15 protein-coding genes and 1 riboswitch are annotated in these 19198 nt (G+C 51.2%); of the genes, 6 read left to right on the top strand and 9 right to left on the bottom strand.

The features are described from left to right. Positions 1-7 precede the first annotated feature (7 nt). From G9409_RS08655 to G9409_RS08640, 4 genes are all read right to left on the bottom strand, one after another. On the bottom strand, positions 8-709 hold the full coding sequence (locus G9409_RS08655) for a cell division ATP-binding protein FtsE (protein WP_166808393.1): 702 nt from the start codon (positions 707-709) through the stop codon (positions 8-10). Continuing rightward, positions 706-1737, bottom strand: coding sequence for a 4-hydroxythreonine-4-phosphate dehydrogenase PdxA (pdxA, locus tag G9409_RS08650; protein WP_166808392.1), 1032 nt, complete (start codon positions 1735-1737; stop codon positions 706-708). Before pdxA ends, G9409_RS08655 begins: the two co-directional genes overlap by 4 nt. Beyond that, positions 1718-2182, bottom strand: coding sequence for a DUF4293 domain-containing protein (locus G9409_RS08645; RefSeq protein ID WP_166808391.1), 465 nt, complete (start codon positions 2180-2182; stop codon positions 1718-1720). Before G9409_RS08645 ends, pdxA begins: the two co-directional genes overlap by 20 nt. A gap of 215 nt (positions 2183-2397) precedes the next feature. Beyond that, positions 2398-3687, bottom strand: a complete 1290-nt coding sequence (locus tag G9409_RS08640) for a 3-deoxy-D-manno-octulosonic acid transferase (RefSeq protein WP_166808390.1) — start codon at positions 3685-3687, stop codon at positions 2398-2400. A 485-nt stretch (positions 3688-4172) separates the two neighbouring features. On the opposite strand from G9409_RS08640, the gene G9409_RS08635 reads away from it, so the two are divergent. From G9409_RS08635 to G9409_RS08625, 3 genes are all read left to right on the top strand, one after another. Beyond that, complete coding sequence (locus G9409_RS08635) at positions 4173-5969, top strand: DEAD/DEAH box helicase (RefSeq protein WP_166808389.1); 1797 nt, start codon at positions 4173-4175, stop codon at positions 5967-5969. 149 nt (positions 5970-6118) lie between these two features. After that, positions 6119-7510, top strand: a complete 1392-nt coding sequence (locus G9409_RS08630) for an MBL fold metallo-hydrolase RNA specificity domain-containing protein (protein WP_166808388.1) — start codon at positions 6119-6121, stop codon at positions 7508-7510. A gap of 333 nt (positions 7511-7843) precedes the next feature. After that, entirely contained in the window at positions 7844-8293 is a 450-nt protein-coding gene (locus tag G9409_RS08625) for a DUF2721 domain-containing protein (protein WP_166808387.1), read from the top strand. A gap of 33 nt (positions 8294-8326) precedes the next feature. Here G9409_RS08625 and xerD read toward each other — a convergent pair whose 3' ends face one another. After that, positions 8327-9241, bottom strand: coding sequence for a site-specific tyrosine recombinase XerD (gene xerD, locus G9409_RS08620; protein ID WP_166808386.1), 915 nt, complete (start codon positions 9239-9241; stop codon positions 8327-8329). Next, a complete protein-coding gene (gene rsmB, locus G9409_RS08615) occupies positions 9238-10581 on the bottom strand; it encodes a 16S rRNA (cytosine(967)-C(5))-methyltransferase RsmB (protein WP_166808385.1) in 1344 nt (447 codons plus the stop codon). Before rsmB ends, xerD begins: the two co-directional genes overlap by 4 nt. 104 nt (positions 10582-10685) lie before the next feature. Continuing rightward, positions 10686-10800, top strand: a riboswitch (SAM riboswitch). 116 nt (positions 10801-10916) lie between these two features. On the opposite strand from rsmB, the gene G9409_RS08610 reads away from it, so the two are divergent. Together G9409_RS08610 and metX are read left to right on the top strand one after the other, a co-directional pair. Next, positions 10917-12221 carry an O-acetylhomoserine aminocarboxypropyltransferase/cysteine synthase family protein gene (locus G9409_RS08610; protein WP_166808384.1) on the top strand — a complete coding sequence of 435 codons (1305 nt, stop codon included), beginning with the start codon at positions 10917-10919 and terminating at the stop codon, positions 12219-12221. After that, positions 12218-13294, top strand: coding sequence for a homoserine O-acetyltransferase MetX (metX, locus tag G9409_RS08605; protein WP_166808383.1), 1077 nt, complete (start codon positions 12218-12220; stop codon positions 13292-13294). The genes G9409_RS08610 and metX overlap by 4 nt, the downstream gene beginning before the upstream one ends. Positions 13295-13329: 35 nt before the next feature. Here the strand turns inward: metX and serS are convergent, their stop codons facing one another. The 3 genes from serS to G9409_RS08590 all read right to left on the bottom strand — a co-directional run bounded on the left by serS (position 13330) and on the right by G9409_RS08590 (position 15897). Next, positions 13330-14619: a serine--tRNA ligase gene (gene serS / locus G9409_RS08600; RefSeq protein WP_166808382.1), complete on the bottom strand. Its 1290-nt coding sequence runs from the start codon at positions 14617-14619 to the stop codon at positions 13330-13332. Between the two features lie 18 nt (positions 14620-14637). Beyond that, the gene (locus G9409_RS08595; RefSeq protein WP_166808381.1) at positions 14638-15096 is read right to left on the bottom strand and encodes a GatB/YqeY domain-containing protein; all 459 of its coding nucleotides are present in this window, start codon (positions 15094-15096) and stop codon (positions 14638-14640) included. Positions 15097-15165: 69 nt separating this feature from the next. Continuing rightward, positions 15166-15897: an SDR family oxidoreductase gene (locus G9409_RS08590; protein WP_166808380.1), complete on the bottom strand. Its 732-nt coding sequence runs from the start codon at positions 15895-15897 to the stop codon at positions 15166-15168. Positions 15898-16383: 486 nt separating this feature from the next. Between G9409_RS08590 and G9409_RS08585 the strand changes: the two genes are divergently transcribed. Next, on the top strand, positions 16384-19198 hold a 2815-nt coding region (locus G9409_RS08585), incomplete at its 3' end, for a VCBS domain-containing protein (RefSeq protein WP_208019693.1).

The following is a 19198-nucleotide window of genomic DNA, read 5'->3' as shown; positions in this document are numbered from 1 at the left end:
TCCCTCTCTATCCGATGGGGAGAGAGGGGCGGAAGCCGGTGGCGGAGGGTTCGATAGTGGTTTCAACCAGGTTCTGATTGGAGATCAGAAGGGTTCTGGAGGGGGAGTGGCGGACCAGTTCGTAGTCGTGGGTGCCGACAAGAACAACGATCCCTTTCTGGTTGATCCGTTTCAGGTAGTCGAGAATCTCAAGCGAGGTATCGGGGTCGAGGTTTCCGGTCGGTTCGTCTGCGAGGATGACGAGGGGTTCGCGCACCAGCGCACGGGCTATGGAGATTCTCTGCTGTTCACCGCCTGACAGCTTCATGGGCATCTGTTTGGCGGCATGCTCAAGTCCCACGCTTCCGAGCGCATGCATGACCATATCCTTGATCATTTTTTCCTTTGTGTTGGTTACTTTGAGCACAAAAGCGAGATTGTCGTAGACATTGCGGTCTTCGAGCAGTCGGAACTCCTGAAAAACAATACCGAGCTTTCTGCGAAGGAGAGGGATCTGCCGTTTTTTTATGGTTCGGGAGCTGAATCCGGCAATGCGGATCTCTCCTTTTTTCGGGCGCACATCCATGTAGAGTGACTTGAGCAGGGTGGTTTTGCCGCTGCCGCTTTTGCCGACAATGTAGACCAGCTCTCCGGCCTCGATGGTAAGATTGAGGTTTTTAAACAGGGTTTTTTTATCAAGTTCAAGTTCTGCGTCAATAAATGAGATCATGATTCTGTCTGTTTTCTGTTTTGGGCTATCCTGACGGCGAGCTTCGATGCTTCAAGGAAGCTCCGTTCTGATGCAACTCCTTTACCTGCAATATCGAAACTGGTGCCATGGTCAGGTGATGTTCGTACAATCGGCAGTCCGAGTGTGACGTTAACTCCGGTGTCAAATGCAAGCACCTTGAAGGGGAGCAGTCCCTGGTCGTGGTACATGGCAACCACAATATCGTAATCGCGGTACCTTTTTGCACCGAAAAAACCATCAGAGGGAAAGGGACCTTCAATATTGATTCGATCCGAGACTCTTTCAATGCATGGTTTGATGATTTCGGCCTCTTCGTTTCCCATCACACCGCCGTCGGAAGCGTGCGGGTTGAGCCCAAGCAGGGCGATATGAGGCGCGGCAATCCTGAAATCGGTTTTCAGTGACCGGGCGAGATCCAGAAGAAAACGGTCAAGGTCCATACTGCCGATTAACTCCGGTACCTCTTTGAGGGGTACATGAATCGTTGCGAGGGCAACTTTGAGATCCAGAACGGGATCAAAGAACATCATGCATGGTGAGTGGACACCGAACATGTTGCCGAGGAACCCGGTATGGCCTGATTCCCTGAAGCCGGCCAGAGCGATTGCCTCCTTGTTGATCGGTGCCGTAACCAGTGCGTCGCATTCGCCGTCACGGCAGAGCTCTGCTGCGACCCGGAGCGACTCCATGGCAACTCTTCCTGCGTCAGCAGAAAGGGTTCCCGGAGTGATGGTTTCGGGTTCAGCTGCCGAGAGTACCGGCAGAATACCGGGCTGAACGGCGCCGACACCCTGGAGTTCTGATTTATCGACAACGTTCAGGAGTTTTACCGGCAGATCAAGGTTTTTTCTGTAATACTCCATCGCACTGTAGGAGCCGCAAACAAGAAAAGAGTGGTTTGATTGCTCCAGTTTCAGAAAGCTTTTCAGAATGATTTCCGGACCGATGCCGTGAGGGTCACCAATCGAGCAGACAATCCGGCATCGTTCAGAGTCTTTTGTATGCATTGGCAATCTTGTCATCCTTTTTTACTCCGCCGAGGGCCAGCCAGAAAAGAACCGGTTCCGGCAGCAGCAGGTATAATCCGGCTTCCGGTCTGTGGGAGAAGGTAAGGCAGGTGCAGTTGAAATACTGGTTCATGAAGTGTGCTGCGGCAAGCCCGGAGAGCAGGTCGCAAGCGAAGAGCAGGATGCCGAGCAGAATAAGTTTTTTCTGCAGCGCTCTTTTTTTATAGAGAAAGATGGCGGCAATGGCAACGATTGCCGTCAGGGGAGAAAAGATGCCGGCAGCAAAGTTGCTGGTGACCTGCATGATGCCTGCTTCGGGGTAGGAGGTGAAATCGGTAACAAAAAAGAGTGTTGCGGTACTGAAGCTCCAGAAGGGGAACATCATACTTGCGATGGCCAGCAGGCCCGCAAGAAAGAGGTAGAGGGTTTGAATTCTGGCTAACATAGGTAATGTCGGTTAATTTAGGGCACCTCTATTGATTTGTTCCGAAACCCGATTACTGCGTTGGGCGGTGCTCGAAATCCTCATGTACTCAGTGTACACGCCGGTTTCTCTGGCTCCGTCCGCCTTGTTCTCGGGCTTCTCACGACAATTAATAGATGTGCCATTTAGTCAGTAAGTTCAACGAATATACATAATCAGGAGAAAAGTGTCCTGCATTATGCCCTTTTATGAGCAGCGTACTCCCTTTCGATACCGGTTACAATGATGGCCGTCGCTCCGGCTCGCTCTCTGACGAATCTTCCGGCAATCTCTCCGGCAGCGACTCTTTTTGCGCTGTCAACAGTAAAGGTTTTCAGGGCAGCGGCAAGTTCGTTCTCGTTATGAATGACGGTTCCGCCTCCGCTCGCCGCCAGATCTTCGGCTTCAGGTGAGTTGTGGTAACGGGGACCGAAGAGTACCGGGATGGCAAAGACTGCCGGTTCGAGCGTGTTATGGACATTGACACCGAATCCTCCTCCTACATAGGCCATTGATGCAACGGTATAGAGTTCTGCCAGATAGCCGGTCTGGTCAATGATGAGAATCTGCCGGCGCGGATCAAACGAACCGTTCATCTGAGAGATACGGACCGATGATAGCGAGCGTTTCAGCAGATCAGCTTCGAGATGTGCAAGGTTTTCAGGGGTGACCTGATGCGGTACCATGATGAGTGAAGGTCTCTTTGCAAGCGTTTGCCATGCGTCAAGCAGCATGGTTTCATCTTTTTCCCAGACACTTCCGGCAACAAGCACGGTCAGGTTTTCAAAAAGAGGTTTAAGGTGATCAACCCGGGCATGATTCCGGCTTCGCAAAACCACCTGGTCGAAACGGGGGTCACCGGCGGTTTCCACGCGCATGCATCCGAAAAGCTTTCTGAAAGCCGTGGAGTCTTTTTCTGAAGCGGTATAGATGGAGTCGAAGAGGTGAAAAATGGTTCGGTAGAAGCTGTTCAGGAGGGGCTTGAAGTAGGGCGCATGCGTTTGCAGCACGGCTGCGGCAAGCATCAGTGTTGTCCCCTGTTTTTTTGCTTCGAGCAGATGGTTCGGCCAGAAGTCGTAGCGCATCAGGAGCAGCAGGTCAGGGCGGAGCAGTGCGATTAATCGCTTTGCATTATGTGCGGTGTCGGGCGGCAGGTAGAAGACTGCCGCAGCATCCGGGAAGTTCTTCCTGGCATTGTATCCCGAATCGGAAAGAAAGGAGACAAACAGTATAATATCCGGATGTTTCTCTTTCAGTGCGGCTATGATAGGCCGGGCCTGTTCGAATTCACCAACCGAGGCGGCATGTACCCACATTCTGAAAGTGGAAGGGGAGAGTATGCCGGCTGTTTTTTCGAGCTCATCGAAGAGTCCCTTCCGGACTGTAAAAAATGTGCGGAGTCTCGGATGCAGACGGTTGAGAAGTTTCGCCGCACCGAGAAGAACCGGAAAGAGGAGTTTATAGATAGAGAGGGCGGAAGAGTGCATTATTATTTTTTTTGCTTCTGTCACATTCCGGGATGTTCCGAAGAGCAGGAAGGGTATGCCGTTATCTTGCCTGAATGAAGATAAGGAGATTTCTCTATATCGTAGGGCTGAGCAGTTACATTTTTTCTTCCGTGTATGATTCGGGTTAGACCGTTATCGTCTGCATTTTCCGGCTTTTTTCGGGTAAGGGTATTGGCGTATGGCGGTAATTTCTCTGAATAAAATAAATTCGTCTTTAAGGAAATAAAATCGTACTATGCTGACGTTTTAAATGCGTGGTGAATATGCTAAGAAAGGACGCAGGGAATGTAAGTACTTTATTTCCCGGTGTTTGTGACGAAACAATGGCGCTTGATAGACCTTTGTAAGCTGCCCGGATGTTTTCGGTTGATGAGAACTCTTCTTCATTTTTTTCTTTCCTGCATTGCTGCCACCTCCGCCTCATTCGAGGCTTTTTTTATCAATGATCTGGAAATGAAAATACAATGAGCGACAACTCTCTATTGCCGAAGGATTTCCGCAGCCTTCAGCTTGCGGAACCATTAATGCAGGCGCTTGAAGAGGTGGGATATGAAAATCCGACCCCGATTCAGGCCGAAACCATTCCACTGCTTCTCGAAGGACGTGATGTTCTCGGGCAGGCACAGACCGGAACAGGAAAAACCGCTGCGTTTGCCTTGCCGGTACTCTCCAATATCCGCCTTGCACTTGCCGAGCCCCAGGCTCTTGTGCTTGCTCCGACAAGGGAGCTGGCTATACAGGTTGCCGAGGCTTTCCAGCGTTATGCAGTACATCTCAAGGGATTTCATGTTGTTCCGATCTATGGCGGTCAGGATTACGGCATTCAGCTCCGCATGCTGAAACGCGGTGTGCATGTCGTGGTCGGTACTCCCGGTCGTGTCATGGATCACATGCGTCGGGGATCGCTTAATCTTGACTCTCTGCAGTGCCTTGTGCTTGACGAGGCTGACGAGATGCTTCGCATGGGATTTATCGACGATGTCGAGTGGATTCTTGATCAGACACCAAAAGATCGCCAGGTGGCCCTTTTTTCGGCAACCATGCCCTCTGCCATCCGCCGTATCGCACAGAAGTATCTGAATAATCCTGCCCAGGTAACCATACAGACCAAAACCACAACGGTTGAGACTATTCGTCAGCGCTACTGGATTGTCGGCGGAAGCCACAAGCTTGATATCCTGACCCGAATTCTTGAAGTTGAGCCGTTCGACGGGATACTGATTTTTGTACGCACAAAAACCATGACGATTGAACTGGCTGAAAAGCTTCAGGCCCGAGGCTATGGAGCAGCCGCCCTGAATGGCGATATGGCCCAGAATCAGCGGGAACGCACGGTCGATCAGCTCAAGAACGGAGCGTTGAGCATTGTTATTGCCACCGATGTGGCAGCAAGGGGTCTTGATGTCGAGCGTATCAGCCACGTTATTAACTACGATATCCCTTCCGACACGGAGTCCTATGTACACCGGATCGGCCGGACCGGTCGCGCAGGCCGCACCGGCGATGCGATCCTCTTTGTCTCTCCGAGGGAGAAGAATATGCTGTACGCTATCGAAAAGGCAACGCACAGCCGTATTGAACTGATGGAGCTGCCGTCAACGGAGATCATCAACAACAAGCGGATTGCAAAATTCAACCAGAAGATCACCGATACGATTGCGGCTGAAGACCTTGATTTCTTTACCCGTATTATAGAGCAGTACTGTCATGAACATGATGTACCGGTCATTGAAGCTGCGGCTGCACTTGCTTCACTGGTTCAGGGTGAAACACCGTTACTCCTTTCAAACAAGCCCGAAAGAACGCGTTCCAACGATGATCGCGAAGGTTCCGGCAGGGATCGGGGTTCAGATCGTGATCGCGGATTTGACCGGGATCGCGGGCCATCCAAACGCAGAAGCAGTGATGAGGGTAAAGAGCGCTACCGTCTTGAGGTAGGCAGTGAGCATGGTGTGAAAGCCGGCAATATTCTTGGCGCTATTCTCAATGAAGTCGGTCTTGATCCTGATTCAGTCGGCCAGATCTCCATCAATGACTCCTACAGCACGGTAGAGCTGCCGCAGGGTATGCCGGATAATGTGTTTCATGAACTTCGCAAGGTAAGGGTTTGCGGACGCCAGCTCAGGCTCTCCAAAATGGAGGATCAGGATCGCAACTCCTCTCCCTATGGGATCAAAAAAGCGTTCAAGAAGCCTTTTGCCAAACCGGCAGGCAAGGAGACCGCTTTCTTTACCGGTAACAAAAAGAAACGCAAGGGGTGATCCTTTCACGATAACAGTTGTAAAGCGGGGACGTGAACTCCCCGCTTTTTTTTGCTCTTTTTTTCCGCTTTCCGCTCTCTTCCCGCTCCACTCTGCTGTTGCAGGTTGTATATTAAACGTATCGATTCACGTCATTCCGGGGAGGAACCATGGAGCTTGAATTCTACGGAGCAACAGGCAGGGTTACCGGCTCCTGCCATATTCTCAGGGTTGGTGGCGCAACGGTGCTGCTCGACTGCGGTCTCATACAGGGTTCAAGGGAAGATGAGGCTCTCAATGCCGGGCCGTTTCCTTTTGACCCATCGGCTGTTGATGCGGTTGTCCTTACCCATGGCCATATCGACCACTCCGGACGTCTCCCTCTTCTCGTCAAGAAGGGGTTTGCCGGTCCGGTCTATACCCAGCAGGCAACTGTTGATCTTTGCAGGGTTCTGCTTCTTGATTCCGCTTCACTTGGTGAACGAGATGCCATTTTCCGCCAGAAGCACCCCCAAAGTGCCGGTGACCGTCATGCTGAACCGCTCTATACCCGTGAGGATGCCGTGCGGGCGCTGAACAGCTTTGTCGGCTTGTCCTACCATCAAAAGCAGGAGATTCTTCCGGGTGTCATCATCCGTTTCATGGATGCCGGTCATATTCTCGGTTCCGCGCTGGTAGAGGTGTGGCTGCATGAAGGCGATGTTTCAAAAAAGCTGGTGTTCAGCGGTGATGTGGGTCAATACAACACCCCTATCATGAACGATCCCGAGACGATCGAAGAGGCCGACGCAGTAATAGTGGAGAGCACCTATGGTGACCGTCTTCATCGGGAGATAGCGCTTACCCTTGCCGAGATGGGTGAGATTATCCGCAAGGCTGCAGCAGGCGGCGGCAATATTCTTATCCCTGCTTTTGCCATCGGTCGAAGCCAGGAGCTGCTCTACTTTTTTTCAAAGCACTATGAGGAGTGGGAGCTTGATCGCTGGCAGATTTTTCTCGACAGTCCCATGGCTATTGAGGCCAGCCGGATCTACTGGGATTACCCTGCGCTTGTTGATGAAGATGCGGCTTCATTCCGAAATGGCAGGAGCTGGATGCCGCATCTGAAAAACCTTCATTTTACCGCAAAGCCGGAACAGTCGAAGGCCATCAATGCCATAAAACAGGGGGCCATCATTATTGCCGGCAGCGGTATGTGCAATGGAGGCAGGATTCTACACCATCTGAAGCACAATATCGAGCGGCCGGAGTGCAGTGTGATCATAACCGGTTTTCAGGCAGAGGGAACCCTCGGGCGTCGTCTGGTAGAGGGTGAGCGGGAAGTTGAGATTCATGGCCGGAGTTATCCGGTAAGGGCAGCGCTTCATACCATAGGTGGCTTGTCAGCGCATGGTGACCGGAATGATATTCTTCGCTGGCTCGGGGGATTTACAAACAGACCTGAAATCTATGTAGTGCATGGAGACGAACCTGTTAAAAAAGTGTTCCGTGATGCGATTGAGGATGAACTGCATTTGAAGGCATCTATTCCCCTTTCCGGTGAGATTGTCAGGTTCACTTGACACCAGACCTGTTATTTTTCTCCGTCATCCCGAAGACGACTTGTCGGCGGAATAAGCCTGGTGCCGGATGTTTTCACCAAATGCCTCTGTTCCGGAATCAGATCCCTCTCTTCGTTCGGGATGACAAATAACCGGTCCTATGTATTATTGCGTTCCTGATAAACTGCGGAGACTGGAACTGTCACGATTATGCAAAACCTTGCCGGAAGAGTTGTATGCGAAGCATTAGTTTCTATTTTAATCGTGAGTTACAATAAATGTTATTTGCGGCAGAGATGCCGCCTGATATGATGTTTATGGCTGTTATTTAAATAATGTTATTAATAGGATACGATGTTAATTACCACCTTCAGGGAGCTTGTCCCTATTCTTCAGACTGCAATCGGCCCGATGATTCTTATCTCTGGTCTTGGTCTTCTTCTGCTGACCATGACCAACAGGCTTGGTCGTATCATTGACCGTTCAAGATCCCTGATTGATAATCTGGAGTCATTTCCGGACCTCCATATACAGAGAATCAACGAGGAGGTTGCCATTCTCTGGACAAGAGCCCGCTACATCCGTACAGCCATTCTGCTTGCAACCATGACCTGCCTTGGCGCCTCGCTTCTGATTATTATGCTCTTTCTCAGTGCTCTCGTTAATCTTGATCTGCCTCTGGTGCTGTCGGCCATATTTATTGTCAGCATGCTCTGTTTGAGCAGCTCGCTGGTCTTTTTTGTGCTTGACGTGAACCTTACCCTTGCTGCGTTGAAAATAGAGATGAGAAGTCACAAGCATTAAGAGGGACGGACCCTCTTTGCCTGTTTTTTGGTTCTATCCTCTCGGATGAAAGGTTTTGTGGACCTCCTTGACAAACGACCGGTCGATGTGTGTGTAGATCTGGGTTGTGGATATGGAGCTGTGGCCGAGCATCTCCTGTACCGCGCGCAGATCTGCGCCGCCTTCGAGCAGATGGGTTGCGAAGGTATGGCGGAACGTGTGCGGACTGATCTGCTTTTCAATACCGGCAATGATAGCGTATTGCCGCACCATCGAGAAGATGGCCATGCGTGAGAGTGGTTTTCCCCTTGCATTAAGAAAGAGATAGTCGCCGGAGTTTCGCCCTGAAAGTCCTTGCCGGAGTTCACTCTGGTAGCGGGTGATCCACTCTGTTGCGGCACTGCCGACCGGCACAAGACGCTCCTTTGATCCTTTACCGAAGATTCTTACAAAACCAGCCTCAAGGTAGAGATTCTGCTGCTGGATAGAGATCAGTTCGCTCACCCTTACTCCGGTTGCGTAGAGGAGTTCAACTATTGTTTTGTCACGCAGGAAGTATTTTCCCTGCGGCTTCTGCAGAAGCGGAGCTTCAAGCAGGCGAAGGGTTTCATCAATTGTCAGGACGGTGGGCAGGTATCGTGCCTGTTTTGGCTGATGAAGGTTTTCCGCCGGGTTGAGGGATGTCGTGCGCTCAGAGAGCAGGAATTTGTGGAAGGAGCGGATTGCTGAAATGTTCCGTGCCAATGAGCTTGGTTCGAGTCCTGTCAAGTAGAGCTCGGTGATGAACTCCCGGATCTGGTTGGGAGTAATGCTTTCCAGCGATATGGCGTTTTGCTGTATGAAAAGCAGGTAGCGCTCGAGATCGTTGCGGTAAGAGACCCTTGTGTTTTCCGAAAAGTTGCGTTCAATGAGCATATAGTTCAGGAAGCTCTCAAGCACGTTGCGGCTGGAGTCATGCAGGGTGTTCATGCTTGTTTGCCGGTTTTGCGGAGCCGTTGAGCGAAACCTCCGTCAAATCCCGGATACTCTCCCGGCAGAGTGAGGATGGCTCCCTTGAAACCGCTCTTTGGCAGGAACGGTTCCGGTACTTTTCCGCTGTCAGGGTCCACAGAAAAGTCGGGGTGCCGCTGAAGAAACGCTTCAATCTGCAAGCCGTTCTCTTCGGGTTCGATGGAGCATGTGGCATAGACAAGCACGCCGTTTTTCTCAAGCAGCTCTGCGGCATGGTCGAGAAGCTCCTTTTGCAGGGTGATCAGTTCCTGAATATTTTCAGGAGTCAGTTTCCAGCGCAGTTCAGTTCGCCTGCCAACAACGCCGGTCCCTGAACAGGGGGCATCAAGCAGGATTGCATCAGGGCGATTTTCCGGTTTGAAGCTCCTTGCATCGGCGGCCACTGTTGTAATGATGGTAATGCCGAGGGCTTCAGCGTGCGTGGTGATTTTCAGCAGTTTTTGTGCATAGAGATCAAGTGAGGTGACGCTTCCGTTGTTCTCCATCAATTCAGCCATAAAGGTTGATTTTCCACCCGGAGCTGCGCAGAGGTCGAGTACCGCACTTCCCGGCACCGGATTCAGAAGCAGGCAGGCAAGAGCCTGTGTCGGATTCTGGACGGTGAGCCTGCCATCGCTGACCGCTGGTTCAAAGGAGCTGAACTCCTTCGAAATGAAGAGGTTTTCAATACTGCACGCGTCATATGCTGCAGAGGAAAACAGGGGATCGGAAAAAAGCTGCTCCTCTGAAGTTTTCAGCCGGTTGATTCTGAATCCGAAGAGCGGGAACCGGTTGTTATAGGTCAGGAGGGCTTCGGTTTTTTTAAGGCCATAGTCAGCAATCCAGCGTTCAACCAGCCACCTCGGGTGGGAGTGTTTTATGGCAAGCTGTTCTGCGGGCTCTTTCTCCTTGAGCCACTCATCAAGGGTTATGCTTTGCGGGGTGATTTTTCTCAACACACCGTTGACCAGTTTTGACATCCGGTCACCTTTATATTTCCGGGCGAGTTTTACACACTCATTGACTGCCGCCCAGTCGGGAACCTTGTCAAGGAAGAGAATCTGATAGACGCCGAGTCGAAGTATATTTTTCAGTACCGGAGCGGCTTTTTCCAGTTTGTGGTGGTAGTAGCGACTGATAATAAAATCAAGCTGAAGCCGGTAGCGAAGTACTCCGTTGACCAGTCCGGTTGCAAGTGCCCGGTCAATGCGGTTCAGTGCACTCTGCTCCAGAGTCCGGTGCAGTATCTGGTCGGATCGTTTTTTTCCTGTTTCGAGGGCCTGCAGAACATTCAGTGCCGTTTCTCTGGCTGTAATCATTGGGAGCTATGGATTTTAGAGTATTGTACCCATTCGGGTGATTTGTAAAATACTATTCCCTGTTGTAGATTAACTGAACTAAATGTTCTTTTCAAGATTTTACGCTATCATCCAGAAAGGTGGAGGGACTGGCCCTGAGAAGCCTTGGCAACCGTCAGATCACAAGTGAAATGAGTGGTGCCAATTCCATCCCGGTATAAAGGCCGGGAAAGATGATGGTATGCATGCCCTATGCATGCGTATACCTCATTTCAGTCATTTTCCGCACGATTTGTTCCTCTCAGGATTACTCCCTTGCTCATCGGGTGTTAGCGGCATTTTCAACAGCTATACAGATGACAGAGAGATCGCATCCTCAATTCAAGTTTGAAACGCTGCAGGTTCATGCCGGTCAGAGGCCTGATCCTACGACAAAGTCGAGAGCAGTGCCTATCTATCAGACCACATCCTATGTTTTTGACAGTGCCCGTCACGGTGCTGACCTTTTTGCCCTGAAGGAGTTCGGTAATATCTATACCCGCCTCATGAACCCTACGACCGATGTTCTTGAGCAGCGTGTTGCCGCACTTGAAGGGGGCAAGGCCGCCCTGGCGGTGGCAAGCGGTCATTCGGCACAGTTTATTGCCATTGCCACTCTCTGCCAGGCAGGTGACAATATCGTCTCCTCCAGTTATCTCTACGGGGGGACCTATAATCAGTTCAAGGTCTCTTTCCGTCGGCTCGGCATCGGCGTGAAGTTTGTTGACGGGTGTAACCCCGATGCATTCCGCAGTGCCATTGACAGCAGTACCAAGGCGCTCTATCTGGAATCGATCGGCAATCCGGCTTTTCATGTGCCTGATTTTGAGGCGATTTCGGCCATTGCGGCTGAACATGGCATCCCCCTGATTGTTGATAATACATTCGGCTGTTCCGGCTATCTCTGCCGTCCGCTTGAATACGGGGCTTCGATTGTCGTGGAGTCTGCGACCAAATGGATCGGAGGACATGGAACCTCCATGGGTGGTATAATTGTTGACGGAGGAACCTTCAACTGGGGAAACGGAAAGTTTCCTCTGATCAGTGAGCCTTCAGAGGGCTATCACGGGTTGAAATTTCATGAAACGTTCGGGGATCTTGCTTTTATCATCAAGGCCCGGGTTGAGGGGCTTCGTGATATCGGCCCGGCGATCAGCCCGTTCAACTCTTTTATGCTCTTGCAGGGTCTGGAGACGCTCTCGCTCCGTGTTCAGCGGCATGCCGACAACTCAATGGAGCTTGCCCTCTGGCTTGAGGCGCACCCGGCAGTAGAGTGGGTGAACTATCCCGGTCTTGAGAGCCATCCTACCCATGAACTGGCAAAAAAATATCTGCAAAACGGATTCGGCGGCGTGTTGACCTTCGGTATCAGGGGCGGATATGAGCAGGCGGTCGGTTTTATCGACAGTGTGCAGCTTGCAAGTCATCTGGCCAATGTGGGTGATGCCAAAACGCTCGTGATTCATCCCGCCTCAACCACCCACCAGCAGCTTTCCAGAGGGGAGCAGGAGTCTGCGGGAGTATTTGCCGATATGGTCAGGGTCTCTCCGGGAATTGAACATATTGATGATATCAAAGCTGATTTTGAACAGGCATTTGCACAATTGAGAGGTGACGTATGAGAGCATATACCGATGTTATTTCCGGGGAAACGCACTTTTTCGATTCAAGTGAACCATATACCACCGAATTTGGAGCCGAGCTGCCTTCCCTGCGTGTGGCCTACAGGACATGGGGCACCCTCAATGCAGAGAGAGATAATGTGATCCTTGTCTGCCATGCTCTTACCGGTTCGGCTGATGCTGACGGATGGTGGGAGGGGATGTTTTCAAGAGGGGGTGCGTTTGATGAAACAACCGATTTTATTATCTGCAGCAATGTGCTCGGAAGTTGTTATGGTACCACCGGTCCCGTTTCACTGAGTCCTCTGACCGGCAAAAACTACGGGCCCGATTTTCCCCTGATTACGATCAGGGATATGGTGCATGTTCAGCGTCGGCTGCTTGCAGGACTCGGTATTCAGCGGGTAAAACTGGCGGTAGGGGCCTCTCTTGGCGGGATGCAGGTGCTGGAGTGGGGGGTGCTCTATCCTGATGTTGTTCAGTCGCTGATGGCGATGGGCGCTTCAGGCCGACACTCCGCATGGTGTATTGCGCAGAGTGAAGCACAGCGTCAGGCTATCTATGCTGATCGTGACTGGAATGGCGGATGGTACACCAGGGAGCAGCCGCCTGCGGCAGGGCTTGCTGCGGCAAGAATGATGGCCATGTGCACCTACCGCAGCTTCGAAAACTTTCAGACCCGGTTTGGCCGTGAACTGCAGAAGGGCACAACTTTCAAGGCGGAAAGCTATCTGCACCATCAGGGGCGCAAACTGGTTGAGCGATTTGATGCCAATACTTATATCACGCTCACCAGGGCTATGGATATGCATGATCTTGGAAGGGGCCGGGGAGTCTATGAAGAGGTGCTCGGTTCAATGCCGATGCCTGTCGAGATTCTCTCCATCAATTCCGATGTTCTCTACCCGAAAGAGGAGCAGGAGGAGCTTGCCCGGTTTATTCCAAAATCAAGCATTCTCTACCTTGACGAACCCTATGGCCATGACGCTTTTTTGATTGATGTTGAAAAGGTGAGCCGGATGGTCAGGGAGTTTCTTGACGGAAGGGCAATGGAGGAGCACTCCGCCGCCTGAGAAGGGGCGTATCGAAATACGCCCCGGCGGAATATTTACGGTGCCGTGATCTCGTCAAAACGTGTATAGTGCCTTAACACCTCAGGGACGGTAATATTGCCTTCCGCTGTCTGGTAGTGCTCAAGGAGTGATACCATAAGGCGGGATGTTGCCAACCCTGATCCGTTCAGGGTGTGCACGAACTCCGGTTTTGATTTGCCATTGGGTTTGAAACGGATGTTTGCGCGCCGAGCCTGGTAATCCTCGAAGTTTGAGCAGCTTGATGCTTCAAGGTATTTCTGTTCCGCCGGTGACCAGACCTCGATGTCATAGCATTTCGCGGCATTTGCACTGATATCGCCGCTGCAGAGAAGGAGAACCCGGTATGGTATTTTCAGGGCAATGAGAATGGCTTCAGCGTTTCTGCGAATCTGTTCAAGTGCTTCATAGGACTCTTCAGGCCGGGTAAACTTTACCATCTCCACCTTGTTGAACTGGTGTACCCTGAGAAAACCCCTGGTATCCTTGCCGTAGCTGCCCGCTTCACGACGGAAACAGGCGGAGTAGGCGGTATAGGAGATCGGCAGAGCCCCGGTGTCAAGCATTTCCCCTCGGTGCAGGTTGGTGACCGGCACTTCGGCGGTGGGGATGGCGTAGAGGTCATCCTCCTGCATGTGATAGACCTGATCGGCGAACTTCGGCCACTGACCGGTTCCCCTCAGCGACTCCCTGTTGACAAAAAAAGGCGGAAATACCTCGGTATAGCCGTGATTTTCCGTATGCATGTCAAGCATGAAGTTGATCAGAGCCCTTTCAAGACGGGCACCTTTGCCCATATAGGCGGGAAAGCCTGCCCCGCTTACCTTTGCACCCCGCTCAAAATCAAGGATGCCGAGTGATTTACCCAGTTCAAGGTGATTTTTAACCGGGAAGTCAAGAAGGTGTTCAAACGTTACCGGTTTGCCAAAAATCTCGTTCTCTGCAGCGCTTTTTCCGGTTGGAACCGAGGGGTGGAGTTTGTTGGGGAGTGCAAGCAGAATACTCTCCATCTCCTCTTCAAGCTGGCCGAGCCGGTTGTCCATCAGGGCAATCTCTTCTGAAACGGATTTCATCCGGACGATCAGCTCTTCTGCAGAGCCCTGCCCGCTTTTTTTTATGTCAGCCACCTCTTTTGAAACCTTGTTACGCAGGGCTTTCTGATCGTCAGACCGCTGAACAAGCTCCTTGCGCTCTCTGTCAAGATCAAGAAGCTCCTGGAGTCTGGGCACTTCAACGGCCAGCTGGCGCTGGTGCAGCATATTCATGACTTCCGCCTGATTCTGGCGGATATAGTTGATGTCAAGCATGATAGTGAAAAGAGTGGGTTATGCTGAAAGCAGCGATTTTACGATCTGCTGAACCTTGTTACCGTCAGCCTTGCCTTTAAGTGCTTTCATCGATTCACCCATTACCCGGCCGATATCTTTCATGGATGAGGCTCCGGTTTTTGCGACGATCTCTTTAATGACACGTTCTATTTCATCATCCGAAACCGGTTCGGGCAGATACTCTTCGATTACCTTGAGTTCTGACTGCTCTGTTTCTGCCAGATCGGGGCGGTTTCCTGCGGTAAACTGCTCAATGGCATCCCGCCGTTTTTTTGCCAGGCTTACCAGTACTTCGATCTCCTGTTCATCAGTCAGAACCGCTTTTCCTGCGACGCGGATTGATACCTCTTTTTCCAGCAGTGCGGCGCGTATGGATCGGATGGCGTTCAGACGGTCTTTTGCTCCGCTTTTTAGGGACTCTTTCAGATCCCGATCTATAGTTTCTTTCAGGCTCATGGTGGTTTTCAATGGGTTGTATTCAACAAGAAGAATCTGAAAATACAGGAAAAAATGGTGCTTTCCCACTCAATCATTGATGTCCCCGCCGACGGGACGGATTACCAGCTCTTCTACCGATGCCCTGCCGGGAAGAAAGTAGGCATTGAGCAAGGCTGATGAGATCTCTTTTGGCCGCATCATGACGGATTTCATCTCCTCCGGCAGCTCTCCCCACATTGGCGTATAGACTGCACCCGGCATGACATTGGTAATTCTGACATTGCACTCCCTGGCGTAAAGACGCAGCGTTTCAATCAGCCCTTTTTGACCGAACTTCGACATACAGTAGATCGCGGAGCTTTTGAATGCTGTTTCGGCTGCAATGGAGGTTATAAAGAAAATATGGCCCGACCTGTTTTTCTCCATCGCAGCAAAGACCTTTTGTGTCAGGAAAAAAGTTCCTTTGAGGTTGGTCGATATGGTGTAGTCAAAATCCTCTTCGTTCAGCTCACCGAGAGGCTTGAATCGTCCGACACCGGCATTGTTGATCAGGCAGTCAATGGTTCCGTATCGCTTGATTGTTGTTTCAACGAGCCGGTCTGTTTGTGATTTGTCTGCAATATCAATGGTGAGGATTTCAGCAACTGCTCCATTTGCCCGGCATTCAGTTGCAACAGATTCAAGATCTGAAGCTGTCCTTGATACAAGAATAAGAATTGGCTCAAAACCGCTCTTCTCTATTGCTGCACGTGAAAAGTCAATTGCGATTGCTCTTCCAATCCCTTTTCCTGCTCCGGTTATAATGATGATTTTTTTCATATATGAATTGTTTTTGCTCGCGTATATATGGTTCGTGTATTAATGGAGTAATCGCGCTAATGTATAGCGGTAATTGCGGGTCTGAAGCGGCTAAATAAGTCGCTGTATATATATAAATCAGAATAAATATAGCTATATTAACTACTAACTATATACCCTTATAACGCCTGCGATGGTAACAAGGTAGTGTTTTTATCATAAAGATTTTGAACATAGCCAACCATCTGGTTTTGGAAGACTTTAACAGCGGATTATGATGGTTGTGGCGTGCAGCTCCGGAATTTTATAACCTTCAAAAATGGTTTATAAAAGAGGGGAAATATTTTCTTCTGTGGCAAGATGGATAGAGCAATATCATAGCCTGTTTACTGTATATCCGTTTCGCGATTTTGCGAAGGATCGCATTGTAGCATACATAGACAATGCCTCTTAATAATTGAGACATCCTGGATACCGGGAGTGTCGACTTGACTAAAAATAAACGCCGTGCCGAATACTACTGATGGACCAAATGCGATAATTACCGGGACGAGTACTGCCAGCCTGACGGAGACGAATGTAGTACTGAAAGCAACTGGTGATTTGAATGTCTATGATATAGATAGTTCAGAGACTTTTGTTACCCAGTATAATGTACCGGGTGATCATGCCTATGGTACATTTACCATCCGCAGGAACGGTGGTTGGACCTATACAACCAACAGTGCTCACAATGAATTTGTAGCTGGTCAGAGCTATACGGACAGCATTACGGTAACGACAGCCGATGGCACAGAGCAGGTGCTGAGGGTGACCATTACGGGTACCAATGATGCGGCGGTGATAAGCGGTACAAGTACAACAACCCTGACGGAGACGAACGCTGCTTTGACTGCGACAGGCACACTGAGTTCCACTGATGTTGACGGTACAGCAAACCTCTTTACTGCACAGAACGCCCCGGGCACGAATGGGTACGGAGTGTTTACTATCGGCACGAACGGCGTGTGGACGTACACGGCCAACAGTGCCCACAACGAGTTTGTCGGAGGCCAGAGCTATACGGACAGCATTACGGTAACGACCGCAGACGGTACGTCACAGGTTGTAACCGTGACAATGACGGGTACCAATGATGCGGCGGTGATAAGCGGTACGAGCAGTGTCAGTCTGACGGAGACGGATGCGGTGTTGACTGCGACGGGCACGCTGAGTGCAACGGATGCGGACAGTTCTGCGGCTTTTGTTGCACGGAGTAATGTTGCCGGAACAGGCGGATACGGCAAGTTCAGCATCGGCACGAACGGTGTGTGGACGTACACGGCCAACAGTGCTCACAACGAGTTTGGTGCAGGCCAGAGCTATACGGACAGCATTACAGTAACGACCGCAGACGGTACGTCGAAGGTTGTAACCGTGACAATGACGGGTACCAATGATGCGGCGGTGATATGCGGCACGAGCACGGCGAGTCTTACGGAGACGAACACAGTTTTGACTGCAACGGGTACGCTGAGCGCTACGGACGTAGACAGTTCAGCGGTTTTTGTGGCGCAGAGTAATGTCGCTGGAACAGGCGGCTATGGGACGTTCAGTATCGGCACGAACGGCGTGTGGAGCTATACGGCAAACAGTGCTCACAACGAGTTTGTCGGAGGCCAGAGCTATACCGACAGTATTACGGTAACGACCGCAGATGGAACGTCGAAGGTCGTAACCGTGACAATGACGGGCACCAATGATGCGGCGGTGATAAGCGGCACGAGCACGGCGAGCCTGACGGAAACGGATGCTGTTCTGACGGCGACAGGTACGCTGAGTGCAATGGATGCCGACAGTTCAGCAGATTTTGTTACCCTGATTAATGTTGCGGGTAATAATGGTTACGGCAAGTTCAGCATTAATACGAACGGCGTGTGGAGCTATACGGCAAACAGTGCTCACAACGAGTTTGTCGGAGGCCAGAGCTATACGGACAGCATAACGGTGACGACCGCAGACGGTACGTCGAAGGTTGTAACCGTGACAATGACCGGTACCAATGATGCTGCGGTGATAAGCGGTACAAGCACGGCGAGTCTGACAGAAAGTGATGCGGTGTTGACTGCGACAGGCTCATTGAGTGCAACGGACATCGACAGCAGTTCAGCCGCTTTTGTTGCGCAGAGTAATGTCGCTGGAACCGGAGGTTATGGCAAGTTCACTATCAGCACGAATGGCGTGTGGACGTATACGGCAAACAGTGCGCATAACGAGTTTATCGGCGGTCAGAGCTATACCGACAGTATTACGGTAACGACCGCAGATGGAACGCCGAAAGTGGTAACGGTGACAATGACCGGTACCAATGATGCGGCGGTGATAAGCGGCACGAGCAGTGTCAGTCTGACTGAAAGTAATGCTGCTTTGACTGCGACAGGAACATTGAGTTCTTCAGACTTGGATGGTACTGCAAACCTCTTTACAGCGCAGACCGCCCCGGGAACTAATGGATTCGGAGTGTTTACTATCGGCACGAACGGCGTGTGGAGCTATACGGCAAACAGTGCCCACAACGAGTTTGTCGGAGGCCAGAGCTATACGGACAGTATAACGGTGACGACCGCAGATGGAACGTCGAAGGTCGTAACCGTGACAATGACGGGCACCAATGATGCGGCGGTGATAAGCGGCACGAGCACAGCGAGCCTGACGGAGACGGATGCTGTTCTGACTGCAACCGGTACGTTAAGTGCGACAGACGCAGATAGCGCGACAACATTTACAGCACAGACCAATGTCGCTGGAACCGGAGGTTATGGCAAGTTCACTATCGGCACGAATGGCGTGTGGAGCTATACGGCAAACAGTGCCCACAACGAGTTTGTCGGAGGCCAGAGCTATACCGACAGTATTACGGTAACGACCGCAGATGGAACGTCGAAGGTTGTAACCGTGACAATGACCGGTACCAATGATGCTGCGGTGATAAGCGGCACGAGCAGTGTCAGTCTGACTGAAAATAATGCTGCTTTGACTGCGACAGGAACATTGAGTTCTTCAGACTTGGATGGTACTGCAAACCTCTTTACAGCGCAGACCGCCCCGGGAACTAATGGATTCGGAGTGTTTACTATCGGTACGAACGGCGTGTGGAGCTATACGGCAAACAGTGCCCACAACGAGTTTGTCGGAGGCCAGAGCTATATGGACAGCATAACGGTGACGACCGCAGATGGAACGTCGAAGGTCGTAACCGTGACAATGACGGGCACCAATGATGCGGCGGTGATAAGCGGCACGAGCACAGCGAGCCTGACGGAGACGGATGCTGTTCTGACTG

It is taken from the genome of Candidatus Chlorobium masyuteum, assembly GCF_011601315.1.
Taxonomy (GTDB): domain Bacteria; phylum Bacteroidota; class Chlorobiia; order Chlorobiales; family Chlorobiaceae; genus Chlorobium; species Chlorobium masyuteum.
This window is presented reverse-complemented; position numbering and strand designations above follow the sequence as displayed.

Excerpts from the sequence above, each read along its gene's own strand:
- G9409_RS08655 (WP_166808393.1), bottom strand. The coding sequence starts at position 709 with ATGATCTCATTTATTGACGCAGAACTTGAACTTGATAAAAAAACCCTG.
- pdxA (WP_166808392.1), bottom strand. The coding sequence starts at position 1,737 with ATGCATACAAAAGACTCTGAACGATGCCGGATTGTCTGCTCGATTGGT.
- G9409_RS08645 (WP_166808391.1), bottom strand. The coding sequence starts at position 2,182 with ATGTTAGCCAGAATTCAAACCCTCTACCTCTTTCTTGCGGGCCTGCTG.
- G9409_RS08640 (WP_166808390.1), bottom strand. The coding sequence starts at position 3,687 with ATGCACTCTTCCGCCCTCTCTATCTATAAACTCCTCTTTCCGGTTCTT.
- G9409_RS08635 (WP_166808389.1), top strand. The coding sequence starts at position 4,173 with ATGAGCGACAACTCTCTATTGCCGAAGGATTTCCGCAGCCTTCAGCTT.
- G9409_RS08630 (WP_166808388.1), top strand. The coding sequence starts at position 6,119 with ATGGAGCTTGAATTCTACGGAGCAACAGGCAGGGTTACCGGCTCCTGC.
- G9409_RS08625 (WP_166808387.1), top strand. The coding sequence starts at position 7,844 with ATGTTAATTACCACCTTCAGGGAGCTTGTCCCTATTCTTCAGACTGCA.
- xerD (WP_166808386.1), bottom strand. The coding sequence starts at position 9,241 with ATGAACACCCTGCATGACTCCAGCCGCAACGTGCTTGAGAGCTTCCTG.
- rsmB (WP_166808385.1), bottom strand. The coding sequence starts at position 10,581 with ATGATTACAGCCAGAGAAACGGCACTGAATGTTCTGCAGGCCCTCGAA.
- G9409_RS08610 (WP_166808384.1), top strand. The coding sequence starts at position 10,917 with ATGACAGAGAGATCGCATCCTCAATTCAAGTTTGAAACGCTGCAGGTT.
- metX (WP_166808383.1), top strand. The coding sequence starts at position 12,218 with ATGAGAGCATATACCGATGTTATTTCCGGGGAAACGCACTTTTTCGAT.
- serS (WP_166808382.1), bottom strand. The coding sequence starts at position 14,619 with ATGCTTGACATCAACTATATCCGCCAGAATCAGGCGGAAGTCATGAAT.
- G9409_RS08595 (WP_166808381.1), bottom strand. The coding sequence starts at position 15,096 with ATGAGCCTGAAAGAAACTATAGATCGGGATCTGAAAGAGTCCCTAAAA.
- G9409_RS08590 (WP_166808380.1), bottom strand. The coding sequence starts at position 15,897 with ATGAAAAAAATCATCATTATAACCGGAGCAGGAAAAGGGATTGGAAGA.